12 protein-coding genes are annotated in these 11,100 nt (G+C 56.8%); 10 read left to right on the top strand and 2 right to left on the bottom strand.

The annotated features are described in order from the left end of the window. The first annotated feature begins 37 nt into the window (after positions 1-37). From BLS94_RS13865 to mnhG, 6 genes are read left to right on the top strand one after another with little or no spacing between them, the layout of a single operon-like run. Entirely contained in the window at positions 38-2,986 is a 2,949-nt protein-coding gene (locus BLS94_RS13865; protein ID WP_090962333.1) for a monovalent cation/H+ antiporter subunit A, read from the top strand. Next, positions 2,986-3,330, top strand: coding sequence for a Na+/H+ antiporter subunit C (locus BLS94_RS13870; RefSeq protein WP_072767460.1), 345 nt, complete (start codon positions 2,986-2,988; stop codon positions 3,328-3,330). Before BLS94_RS13865 ends, BLS94_RS13870 begins: the two co-directional genes overlap by 1 nt. Further along, positions 3,327-4,970, top strand: coding sequence for a monovalent cation/H+ antiporter subunit D (locus tag BLS94_RS13875; protein WP_090962336.1), 1,644 nt, complete (start codon positions 3,327-3,329; stop codon positions 4,968-4,970). Before BLS94_RS13870 ends, BLS94_RS13875 begins: the two co-directional genes overlap by 4 nt. Next, complete coding sequence (locus tag BLS94_RS13880; RefSeq protein ID WP_072767462.1) at positions 4,967-5,455, top strand: Na+/H+ antiporter subunit E; 489 nt, start codon at positions 4,967-4,969, stop codon at positions 5,453-5,455. Before BLS94_RS13875 ends, BLS94_RS13880 begins: the two co-directional genes overlap by 4 nt. Next, complete coding sequence (locus BLS94_RS13885) at positions 5,452-5,733, top strand: K+/H+ antiporter subunit F (RefSeq protein WP_072767463.1); 282 nt, start codon at positions 5,452-5,454, stop codon at positions 5,731-5,733. The genes BLS94_RS13880 and BLS94_RS13885 overlap by 4 nt, the downstream gene beginning before the upstream one ends. Beyond that, positions 5,730-6,104 carry a monovalent cation/H(+) antiporter subunit G gene (mnhG, locus tag BLS94_RS13890; protein ID WP_072767464.1) on the top strand — a complete coding sequence of 125 codons (375 nt, stop codon included), beginning with the start codon at positions 5,730-5,732 and terminating at the stop codon, positions 6,102-6,104. The genes BLS94_RS13885 and mnhG overlap by 4 nt, the downstream gene beginning before the upstream one ends. A 44-nt stretch (positions 6,105-6,148) precedes the next feature. Here mnhG and BLS94_RS13895 read toward each other — a convergent pair whose 3' ends face one another. Next, a complete protein-coding gene (locus tag BLS94_RS13895; RefSeq protein ID WP_090962339.1) occupies positions 6,149-6,472 on the bottom strand; it encodes a hypothetical protein in 324 nt (107 codons plus the stop codon). Positions 6,473-6,687: 215 nt separating this feature from the next. Between BLS94_RS13895 and BLS94_RS13900 the strand changes: the two genes are divergently transcribed. After that, entirely contained in the window at positions 6,688-7,698 is a 1,011-nt protein-coding gene (locus tag BLS94_RS13900; RefSeq protein WP_090962342.1) for a zinc-dependent alcohol dehydrogenase family protein, read from the top strand. A gap of 28 nt (positions 7,699-7,726) precedes the next feature. Continuing rightward, positions 7,727-9,001 (top strand): NAD(P)/FAD-dependent oxidoreductase, encoded by a 1,275-nt coding sequence (locus BLS94_RS13905; protein WP_090962345.1) that lies wholly within the window; start codon positions 7,727-7,729, stop codon positions 8,999-9,001. Between the two features lie 37 nt (positions 9,002-9,038). Here the strand turns inward: BLS94_RS13905 and BLS94_RS13910 are convergent, their stop codons facing one another. Further along, on the bottom strand, positions 9,039-9,593 hold the full coding sequence (locus BLS94_RS13910) for an NADPH-dependent FMN reductase (RefSeq protein WP_072767468.1): 555 nt from the start codon (positions 9,591-9,593) through the stop codon (positions 9,039-9,041). 305 nt (positions 9,594-9,898) lie between these two features. Here BLS94_RS13910 and BLS94_RS13915 point away from each other — a divergent pair, with 305 nt between their 5' ends. Together BLS94_RS13915 and BLS94_RS13920 are read left to right on the top strand one after the other, a co-directional pair. Then, entirely contained in the window at positions 9,899-10,495 is a 597-nt protein-coding gene (locus BLS94_RS13915; RefSeq protein ID WP_090962349.1) for a polysaccharide deacetylase family protein, read from the top strand. Further along, on the top strand, positions 10,495-10,992 hold the full coding sequence (locus tag BLS94_RS13920; protein ID WP_090962353.1) for a hypothetical protein: 498 nt from the start codon (positions 10,495-10,497) through the stop codon (positions 10,990-10,992). Before BLS94_RS13915 ends, BLS94_RS13920 begins: the two co-directional genes overlap by 1 nt. The last annotated feature ends 108 nt before the right edge of the window (positions 10,993-11,100 follow it).

Below are 11,100 nucleotides of genomic sequence, written 5' to 3' on the forward strand. Positions count from 1 at the left end.
GTTTGCACCGTTATTCCTGGGAGCAATAACAATACTCATGTCACCAATCTGGATTGTCATCCTGCCTTTTGCCGGCAGCCTCTGCGCGGCATTCCTGCCGTCTCACGCACGCAATGCGGCGGTATGGCTCGCGGGCGCGGTTGCGGTTGCCTGCGTCACGCTGACGTTTCAGCTCTACCCGCAGGTGGCCAGCGAGGGCGTGGTGCGCGCAGTCTTGCCCTGGGTGCCGGAACTGGGCCTGGATTTTACGTTTCGCGTAGATGGTTTCGCCTGGCTGTTTGCCATGCTGGTGTCCGTGATGGGGGCGCTGGTCATACTGTACGCGCGCTACTACATGGCGGCGCAAGATCCCGTGCCGCGCTTTTTCGCGTTCTTTCTGGCTTTCATGGGCGCCATGCTAGGGGTTGTGCTCTCGGGTAATCTCATTCAGCTAGTGTTTTTCTGGGAACTGACCAGCCTGACGTCGTTCATGCTCATCGCTTACTGGTACCACCGGGTGGATGCGCGCCGTGGCGCCCGCATGGCACTCACCGTGACAGCGGCCGGTGGTTTATGCCTGCTTGCGGGCATGCTGATACTGGGGCATATCGTCGGCAGTTATGACCTGGATGTCGTGCTGGCTTCTGGCGACCTCATCCGCGCGGATGTATGGTATCTGCCGGCGCTGGTCCTGGTCGCGCTGGGTGCACTCACCAAAAGCGCCCAGTTTCCGTTTCACTTCTGGCTACCGCACGCGATGGCGGCGCCGACGCCGGTATCCGTTTACCTTCATTCGGCGACCATGGTCAAGGCAGGAGTATTTCTACTGGTGCGGCTCTGGCCTGTGCTCGCCGGTACGCAAGCCTGGTTCTGGATCATTGGTACCTCGGGTCTCATTACGCTTGTGTTGGGCGCCTATGCGGCGATTTTCCAGCGGGACATGAAGGGTGTGCTGGCGTATTCGACCATCAGCCATCTGGGGCTGATCACGCTGCTGCTGGGTCTGAACAGCTCGCTGGCATTGATCGCGGCTATTTTTCATATCATGAATCATGCGACGTTCAAAGCGTCGCTATTCATGGCGGCCGGCATGGTCGACCACGAGACCGGCACGCGGGATCTTACCCGGCTGAGCGGGTTGTATCGGGCCATGCCCATCACCGCGACGCTGGCCATGGTTGCGGCGGCATCGATGGCGGGTGTCCCGCTGCTCAATGGTTTCCTTTCAAAAGAAATGTTCTTCGCGGAAACGATGTTTGTCAGCGGCCATGCAATCACGCGTATTGGCTTGCCCGTGCTGGCTGTGATCTGGGGAATATTCAGCGTTGCTTATTCGTTGCGTTTTATCCTGCAGGTATTTTTCGGGCCGCCTGCACAGGATTTACCAAGAAAGCCGCACGAGCCGCCACGCTGGATGCTGCTGCCCAGCGCACTGCTTGTACTGGCTTGCCTGGTGGTCGGCATGTTTCCAGCCGCGACCATGGGGCCTTTCCTGGATACGGCGGCCCGTTCGGTGTTGGGCGCATACATGCCGTCCTATAGCCTGGCCGTCTGGCATGGGCTGAATCTCCCGCTGGTGATGAGCCTGGTGGCAATGGTTGTCGGAACCGGGCTCTATCTGGCGCTCGGCAAATACCAGCAGGGCGCGGCGGTAGTACCGCTGATCAACCGCTTCGACGGCAGGCGCCTTTTTGAATTTACGATCCAGAAGCTCGATGGGGTGGCGGCCTGGCTGATGCGGTGGCTTTCAACAGAACGTTTGCAAGTCCAGTTGCTGCTCCTGATTTGCGCGGTGTTCGCCATTGCATTGATCCCCTTGCACAAGGGGCTGCCGGCGGGCAATATGGCCGGGTCGGCGTTCCAGCCGGCATTCGCGCTGCTGTGGCTGGTGGGCGCGGCGTGCGCAATCGGTGCAGCGACTCAGGCCAAATACCATCGTCTTGCTGCGCTTAGCCTTGCAGGTGGCGCGGGGCTCGCCACAGCCATGACATTCGTCTGGTTTTCGGCGCCCGACCTGGCCCTGACGCAACTGGTTGTAGAGGTTGTGACGGTTGTCCTGATCCTGCTTGGCCTGCGCTGGCTTCCGCCCCGGTACGCCTGGATCGATGATGCACTGGATTCATTTGGGGCACGGGTGCGGGCGCGTAGCCGGCGCCTGCGGGACCTGGCGCTTGCAAGCATTGCCGGCGCCAGCCTGGCCATGTTGAGCTATGCAATACTGACGCGGCAGGCTGGAAAAGGAATCTCCCATTTCTTCATCGAAAATTCGTTGCCGCTGGGCGGCGGCTCCAACGTGATCAATGTGATACTTGTCGATTTTCGCGGTTTCGATACGCTGGGTGAAATTACGGTGGTTGGAATCGTTGCGCTGACTGTGTTCGCTCTGCTGCGGCGGTTCCGCCCCGCGCCAGAGAGCATGGAACCGCCGCAGCAGCAGCGCGAGCAGGATGGGCAGACAGGCATGGCATCGCCCGACCCGCATGCGCCGCTGCCGCCGGGCCCGATGATGGTGCCGGGTACGCTCGTTCAGCTACTGCTGCCCGTTGCGGGCATGGTATCGGTATTTTTTCTGCTGCGCGGGCATAATGAGCCCGGCGGCGGGTTCGTGGGCGGGCTCATCATGGCGACGGCAATTATTCTGCAATACCTCGTCGGCGGCACGGCCTGGGCGGAGTCGCGCACGCGTATTCGCCCGCATTACTGGATCGGGGCAGGACTTTTGTGCGCGGCGGGCGCGGGTTTATCGGCATGGGTGGCAACACGTCCCTTTCTCTCCGCCCTGGCGTGGCACGGAACGTTGCCGGTAATCGGCGAACTGCATCTTTCCACGGTACTGTTGTTCGACCTGGGCGTCTATTTTCTGGTGATCGGATCAACGGTGCTGATCCTGGTGGCGCTCGCGCACCAATCGTTACGGGCCCATCGGAAAAGCGCGGCCCAGGCACGGCCCGAGGCGGCCACGGTCAGCGTGGCAGCGCTTCCTGCACAGGCGGGACCGGAGGCTTGATGGAAATTGTCTACGCTCTTGCGATTGGCGTGCTGACCGGATCTGGCGTATGGCTGCTGCTGCGGCCGCGTACCTTTCAGGTCATTATCGGGTTCTCACTGCTGTCTTACGCGGTCAATCTGTTCATTTTTGGCATGGGGCGACTGGCTGTCCATCTCCCGCCTATCATTGCCACGCTCGACCCCGACCCATCGCTCTTTGACGATCCTGTGCCCCAGGCGCTGGTGCTGACAGCAATCGTGATCAGTTTTGCCACGACGGCACTGTTTCTGGTTGTCTTGCTCGCATCCAGGGGCTTGACCGGCACGGATCACGTCGATGGCGAGGAGGAGCCTGAACCTTGAGCTGGCTACAGCATTTGCCGGTATTGCCGGTAGTCATACCGCTCGTGGCGGGGGCGGTAATGTTGCTGTTTGCCGAACCTCGGCGCACCACCCGCACGTTCATTGCACTCAGTGCCACGCTGGCAAATCTTGGGGTGGCGGCCTTGCTCGTATATATGGCCAATCGCGGCATGCCGGAGATTTGGCCGGGAGGAATCGCGGTATATCTGCTAGGCGGCTGGGAAGCGCCGTTTGGTATCGTGCTGGTGGCGGATCGCCTGTCGGCTGTGATGCTGATGCTGACCGCGGTATTGGCACTGTCATCGCTGGTATATGCGCTGGCGCGCTGGAAAAGGATGGGGCCTCATTTCCAGTCACTGTTCCAGTTTTTGATCATGGGCGTGAATGGCGCTTTTCTCACCGGCGACCTGTTCAACCTGTTCGTGTTTGTCGAAGTGTTGCTGGCTGCGTCGTACGGTTTGCTCCTGCATGGTCTGGGCGCTGCTCGCGTCAAGGCAGGCTTGCATTACATCGCCATTAATCTGGCGGCTTCGCTTGTTTTTCTGATCGGTGTATCGCTGATTTATGGTGCAAGCGGAACACTGAACATGGCGGATCTGGCCGTGCGCGTGCCGGGACTGGACGACGGCGACCGTATTTTATTCGAAGCGGGTGCTGCGATCCTCGGTGTGGCATTTCTGGTCAAGGCTGGCGCATGGCCATTGAACTTCTGGCTGCCCGCGGCTTATGGCGCTGCGGCGGCGCCGGTGGCGGCGGCCTTTTCAATCCTGACCAAAGTAGGGATTTATGCGCTGCTGCGATTGGGGTCGCTGCTGTCTGTCTCGGGCGCACCTGCGCCGTTCAACGATGGGTGGCTGTTCGGCATCGGCATGGTCACGCTTGCACTCGGTACCGCAGGCATGCTCAGCGTACAGCAACCACAGCGGTTGGCTGCGTATTGTGTCATCGTGTCAGCCGGCACGTTATTGGCGGCGCTTGGGTTGGGGGGAGAGGGGATGAAAGGCGCGGCGATGTTTTATCTGGTCAGTTCTGTGTTGGCGACCGGCGCTTTTTTCATGCTGAGCGAAATGATCGAGCGTACCCAGCGATTTGGCGACAACGCGATAGACGTCTCGCTGGAATCATTCGGCCTCGACGATCCGCTCGACCCTGCCCGTCCGGATGAAGTGGTGGGTATTGTGCTACCCGCAGCCATGGCGTTTCTGGGCCTGAGCTTCGTATCGTGTGCGCTGCTGGTAACGGGATTGCCGCCGCTATCCGGCTTCGTCGGCAAATTCATGATTCTTTCGGCCGCGCTGGGAACCGCGCCGCTCGAGACTGTGTCGGCCTCGACCTGGGCGTTATGGGCAGCGATATTAGGGTCCGGGTTGGCCGGCATCATTGCATTGTGCAGAATGGGCATGCGCCTGTTCTGGAGTTCGGATGAGATCGTTACGCCGCGGCTGCATCTGACCGAAGCCGCCCCGGTGGCCATGTTGCTGCTGCTGAGCATGGGGCTCACGGCGGGAGCCGGGCCGGCTGCCAATTATCTCGCACTTACCGAGATTTCGTTGTCGTCACCGCAAGTATATATTGATGCCGTGCTGGGGAACGGCCTTTTATCATCCCCGTCATTTGGGACTGGGGAACCTGAGCGATGAAAAGATGGCCATCTCTGTCGCTGTTTACGATAGTTCTGTTCGCGATCTGGCTCCTGCTCAATGATTCGCTGGCGCCGGGCCAGATCGTGCTGGGCCTCGCCATGACGATAACTGTCTCCCTTGCGACTGCTGCAATGCTGCGATCGCGCGCGCGTCCCGGTCACCTCCTGGTTGCGGTCAAGCTGATGTTCGTTGTGTTGCTTGATATCACCCTCTCCAATATCGCGGTTGCACGTATTATTTTCGGGTCGGCGAAAGCACGCTCGAATTCCGGCTTCATGCAAATCCCTATTGATATGCGCGATCCGTATGGGCTCGCCACGCTTGCCTGTATAGTGACTGCGACACCTGGCACCATCTGGGCGGGACTGGCGCCGGATGGTGCTGCCTTGACGATCCATGTCCTCGACCTGCAAGATGAGGAGGCCTGGGTCCGTACGATCAAAGACCGTTATGAACGCCCCCTGATGGAGATTTTCGAATGAATACGCTGCTACCCTGGGCCCTATCCTTCGCGCTGATTGCTTTTGCACTGGCCATGATTTGCGCGGCTATCCGGCTACTGCGTGGGCCGGCTGCGGAAGATCGCGTGCTGGCGCTGGATACGCTCTATGTTAATTCCATGCTGACTGTGCTGACGCTCGGCATCCAGTTCGGGTCCAGAATATATTTCGATATCGCCCTGCTGATTGCGCTGTTCGGCTTTGTCGGTTCGGCAGCCATGGCAAAATTTCTGCTGCGCGGAGAGGTAATCGAGTCATGATGACAACGGATATTCCAGTATGGGCGGATGTGCTGGCTTCCTTGCTGCTGATCTCGGGCGCGGTGCTCGCGCTGACGGGCTCCTTCGGCCTGCTCAGGCTGCCTGATCTGTTTTCGCGGATACATGCGCCTACCATGGGCAATACGCTCGGCCTCGGTTGCGTATTGCTGGCATCGATATTGATCGCTTCCTTGCATGCGCAACGGTTCGTCTTTCAGGAACTGCTGATTTCGCTATTTGTCGTAACGACATCTCCGGTGACCTCGATGCTGCTCATACGGGCGGGAATATACCGGGACCGCAGAGATGCGCGCAAAAATGCGATGGGCCAGCCGAGTGAGGCGCTCAAGCAAATCCAGCGGATGCAATAATGCCGCGAGTCGGATTGAAGCTCAAGCGCAACCAGGCTTAAGCTTCATTGACGCAGCCAATAGGTTATGCCGCCGAAATCAACGGGACGGAAGGGTACTTCACCCGTATTCGCCGTACCCTGTAGCGTTTGTACGGCTTTTTTATATTCCTCCAGATAACTGTCGCGAACCAGGTCCGAGCCCGGTTCATAGGTCGAAACCGTGGCGGCGGCTTCAACGTTTCTCTCCAGTATTTTCAGCGCCTTCAGCTCTTTCGAATATTCATCGGAACAGTGGTAATTCAGTTCCTGTTCCAGCCGTTTGATACGCGTGAACAATTCCTTGGTAGTAATTATGTTTTCGGTGTTGATGATGGCCCTGGATTCCATGGATTTGTTTTTCCTTGTTCATCAAAAGACAAAGACGGTGTCGAGCGTTTTTTGATCGGGGGCCCGCATGGGCAAGTGATCTCTTCGAATCCGTGAGGATGCCTGACCTCGCGAGTGTCGTTTAGTTGTTTGCAACCTGATAAAGTATATACGCTACAACCACAAAAACGTTCTTTCCATCTCAACCTGTTCCAAGCTTCGACAGGAGAAACAACATGACCAACAAGGCCATTTACGTGCAGCCAGGCGGGGGGTTTGATCGTGTAACGCTGGGCACAAGCGATCCTTTACCGCCGAAACCGGGCGAGATCACGGTCCGCATCCAGGCGAGTTCGCTTAATTATCATGATTACGCAGTGGTCAGCGGGATGTGGGCCCCCTCCGTTGCGCGTATCCCCATGTCGGATGGAGCGGGAGAGGTTGTCGCGACGGGTGAGGGCGTGACTGAATTCGCGTCGGGTGATCATGTCGTCAGTACTTTCTGTCCGATGTGGCTGGACGGTGAGCCTGAGATTGATGATATGAGCACCGTTCCAGGCGATGGCATCGATGGTTTTGCGCGCCAGCAGGTAACCATGCCTGCCACTGCGTTCACCCGTGCGCCCAAGGGATATAGCCACGCCGAGGCGGCCACGCTTACCTGCGCGGGATTGACAGCCTGGCGCGCATTGATGGTGGATGGCGCGTTGAAGCCCGGCGAGACCGTGTTGATCCAGGGCACCGGCGGCGTTTCGGTATTTGCTTTGCAATTCGCCAGGATGGCGGGCGCGACGGTAATCGCCACCTCATCCAGCGATGAGAAGCTTGGCCGGCTGGAAGCGCTAGGCGCAGACTACCTGATCAACTATCGGAAAGACCAGAATTGGGGCGACTCGGTGCGCCGCTTGACGGCGGGTCGCGGGGTTGATCATGTCATAGAGGTAGGCGGACCTTCGACATTGGCGCAATCCATGGTAGCGGCACGCATCGGTGGGCACATCGCGATCATCGGCATCCTCTCCGGCGTGACGGGAACGCTGCCGTTGCTCCCGGTTCTCACGCGCCAGTTGTGCCTCAAGGGACTGGTCGTCGGCAGCCGCCGCCAACAGATGGAAATGATCCGCGCCATTGATGCTAATGGAATGCGCCCGATGATCGATCGGCATTTTCCGTTGGAACAACTTGTGGAGGCTTTCCGCTATCAGGAATCCAACCGGCACTTCGGCAAGATATGTCTTGATATTTGAGCTTCCTGTCATTCTCGGCATATAAAAAATGCAAAAAGAAGTTGTCATCATCGGCGGCGGCTTTGCAGGGCTTAACCTGGTGAAGCACCTGGCTGAAGAACCCGGTTTTCATGTCACGCTAGTCGATATGAATAATTACAACTTCTTTCCGCCGCTTTTGTATCAGGTTGCGACGGGTTTTCTTGAGGTATCCAATATCTGTTATCCATTTCGCAAATTCTTTCATGGCAGAAGGAACGTAAGTTTCCGTCTGGGCGACCTGCAAAAGGTTATTGCGGAAGACAACAAGGTTCTTTTGTCTACCGGAGAGCTGTCTTATGATTATCTTGTTCTCGCCACGGGCACGGAGACTAACTATTTTGGAATGGAAAATATCCGCAAGGCAGCCCTACCGATGAAAACAGTGGATGATGCAATAGAAATCCGCAACGACATGATCCAGAAAATGGAGGAGGCAACGGTTGCCGCCGCCGGAGCGCAAAAGGTGCCGCTCTCGGTCGTCATCGCGGGTGGCGGACCCACCGGGGTTGAAATTGCGGGAATGTTCGCGGAGATGCGCGAGAATATCCTGCAAAAGGATTATCCGGAATTGGCCGGCCACGAAGTAGATATCTACCTTGTCGATGCATCACCCGGGTTGCTGACCTCGATGAGCGAAAAATCGCAGCAATATGCTTATGACCGGCTGGTTGAAATGGGCGTGAAAGTACAGCTGAACAAACTGGTGAAGGATTATGTAAACAATGCCGTCCTCTTTGCCGATGGCGAAACGATCAAGACCCGAATCCTGCTCTGGACCGCGGGGGTAACCGCAAAAGTGTTCGAAGGCGTTCCGCCGGATTGCTATGGTCGCGGCAACCGGCTTCTAGTGGACGAGCATAACAGGGTGAAGGGCATCTCGAATATCTATGCTATCGGCGATACTTGCCTGATGGTTACCGACGGGAATTTTCCGCAGGGGCACCCGCAATTGGCGCAGGTAGCGCTTCAGCAGGGTAAAAACCTGGCCGGCAACCTGCTCGCCGTACTTTATGGCAGACCATTAAAGTCGTTTTTCTATCATGACAAGGGTTCGATGGCCATAATCGGGCGAAATAAAGCCGTGGCAGACCTTCCCAAGCCCGAAATCCACTTCAACGGCTGGGCTGCCTGGATGACATGGCTGTTCATTCATCTTTTTTCCTTGATTACCTATCGAAACAGGATAATGACCTTGTTCAACTGGGGAGTCGCTTACTTTACCAAGGATCAATCGTTGAGGATGATCATCAGGCCAGCGGCAAGTCCCGGGCGCGAGGAGTAGTCCAAGCAAAAGCGCTTCAACCATAAAAACTGGTTTATCAGTCGGCCAGCTTTTTCACCCAGGCAACATAGTGGTCCATCCAGTTTTGCAGGAATTTTCTCGTATCTTCAATCCCGATGCCTCCGTTCTCGTCGAACAATCCTTCTTTCACATGGATAAACGCTTCAGGCTGGCCGAGCGTCGGTACATCCAGGTAAGCGAGGGTATTGCGCAGGTGCTGTTGGGCCATGGCTGTGCCCGCCGCGCCAATGGAGGCACCCATCACGCCCGCGGGTTTTCCGGCCCAGGCATTCTCCCCGTAGGGACGCGAGGCGTGATCAATCGCGTTCTTGAGCACACCCGGCATCGAACGATTGTATTCGGGCGTGACGAACAGAAGCCCGTGGGCATTCGTAATTTCGCTCTTCAATCGCTTGACTGAGTCCGCCTGGTTTCCATCGTCGTCCTGATTGTAGAGCGGCAGATCGCCGATTTGGGATTGTTTGAAAGTAAGCTCCGGCGGAGCCAGTCGCATCACTGCAGCAGCCAGTTTGCGGTTGAACGAATCATGGCGAAGGCTGCCGATCACTATGGCAATGCGATATTGGCTCATGTGAGATTTCCTTATAAAAAATTGCAGAAAATGAATATATGTGTTTCGCGTTCAGCAACCATACCTGGGAGACACCTCGAATATACCAAACTTGACTAGCTGCCAGCGTTGATCTAATAGTTAAAAAGGCTATCCAATGATAACGTTCTTTGTATCCATAACATAGCAGCAAAAAAATCACGGCTTCATTCGGCCGCACTCCAGCGGGCGGCACCGGCGCAGGAGCAATACCTGGATTCAGGAACAGATGAGCCAGTGGCATGGCCAGGGTTGCGTTATTCATTCATCTTATCGGGAGAATTAGAATGCTGGGTGATGAAAAATCGGTAGTACTGTCGTTCGACGACGGGCCAGTGCCCCTGGCAGCACTTGAAAGCATCCTGCAGACGCTACGACAGGAGGAAATCAAGGCGGAGTTTTATGTTCTGGGCGACGAGGTAAGGCAATATCCCGAAGCGGCAAGAATGATTGTCGATCAGGGGCATGACATTCAGAACCATTCCTGGAGCCATTCAGATCTTGAACGGGCGTCGGAACAAAGCGTGCGCAGTGAACTGGAACGCACCCAAAACATAATCGAGAAAACGACCGGCATAACGCCGACTAAAATCCGTCCGCCATACGGGGCGGGGGGATTCCGTGGTCACCTCGATCCGGAGTTGGTCGAGGTGGCACGGGATCTATCCCTGGCCATCGTAACCTGGGACATCGATACCGAGGATTGGAAAACCCCTCAAGGTCTGGGACCGGAAAAAATAAACAATATCGAGAGTCAGTTCGAGCAACAGCCGCGTAGGGAATCCTTCAGTATTCTCATGCATGTGCAAGCGGGGACTGCCAGGGACCTGCCGGCTTTTATCTCCCGGCTGAGGGAATGGGGATTTACCATTGCGGAACCGTAATGGACCCCAGTGACGAGTGTCGGCGGGCGCATCATGGGCGCCGGGATGATGCCTTCTGCGGCTCCGCATTGTTGTCATTGTTGTCTATGCTGTCATCAAGCCCGGTGATCGCGGCTGGGCAGGAAAACCGGGAATATGATTGCAGGCCGGATATCAAATATGAGTGCACCATAGACCAGTGCGAAAAGATAGTCAGCGATTTCCAGCATGCCGAGTGGTTCGCCTACAGCACGGCAACCGGCGAGTTATCAGCTTGCCTATGGACGAACTGCTACGCAGCCAAGGCGACTGTATTCAGGGATCCGGCCTCGGGTAACCTTACGGCGATCGGTAAGCTCATACCAACTGCGCATCCCGGAAATGAGCCGATAATCGTTTCATTGACAATCGATTCCGGAAATAACGACGATACCCGCAACTTTACCGCTGTCTGGGGGTATCGTAACGAGGGGTTGACGTTTGACATGGGCAAGTGCGCGCTTCGAAAATCTCCCTGAGGCCGGTCTGAATCGCCCCGGGTTTTGAGGAGGCTCCAACATCTGAGAGAAATGGTATGGACGCCTCCCACCCGTGAGGAATGGTAGGGAAGGATGGGGCTTTCACGG

This window comes from Nitrosospira sp. Nsp18 (assembly GCF_900103145.1).
GTDB lineage: Bacteria > Pseudomonadota > Gammaproteobacteria > Burkholderiales > Nitrosomonadaceae > Nitrosospira.

Coding starts and splice junctions, on each gene's coding strand:
- BLS94_RS13865 (WP_090962333.1), top strand. CDS start 38: ATGTCACCAATCTGGATTGTCATCCTGCCTTTTGCCGGCAGCCTCTGC.
- BLS94_RS13870 (WP_072767460.1), top strand. CDS start 2,986: ATGGAAATTGTCTACGCTCTTGCGATTGGCGTGCTGACCGGATCTGGC.
- BLS94_RS13880 (WP_072767462.1), top strand. CDS start 4,967: ATGAAAAGATGGCCATCTCTGTCGCTGTTTACGATAGTTCTGTTCGCG.
- BLS94_RS13885 (WP_072767463.1), top strand. CDS start 5,452: ATGAATACGCTGCTACCCTGGGCCCTATCCTTCGCGCTGATTGCTTTT.
- mnhG (WP_072767464.1), top strand. CDS start 5,730: ATGATGACAACGGATATTCCAGTATGGGCGGATGTGCTGGCTTCCTTG.
- BLS94_RS13895 (WP_090962339.1), bottom strand. CDS start 6,472: ATGGAATCCAGGGCCATCATCAACACCGAAAACATAATTACTACCAAG.
- BLS94_RS13900 (WP_090962342.1), top strand. CDS start 6,688: ATGACCAACAAGGCCATTTACGTGCAGCCAGGCGGGGGGTTTGATCGT.
- BLS94_RS13905 (WP_090962345.1), top strand. CDS start 7,727: ATGCAAAAAGAAGTTGTCATCATCGGCGGCGGCTTTGCAGGGCTTAAC.
- BLS94_RS13910 (WP_072767468.1), bottom strand. CDS start 9,593: ATGAGCCAATATCGCATTGCCATAGTGATCGGCAGCCTTCGCCATGAT.
- BLS94_RS13915 (WP_090962349.1), top strand. CDS start 9,899: ATGCTGGGTGATGAAAAATCGGTAGTACTGTCGTTCGACGACGGGCCA.
- BLS94_RS13920 (WP_090962353.1), top strand. CDS start 10,495: ATGGACCCCAGTGACGAGTGTCGGCGGGCGCATCATGGGCGCCGGGAT.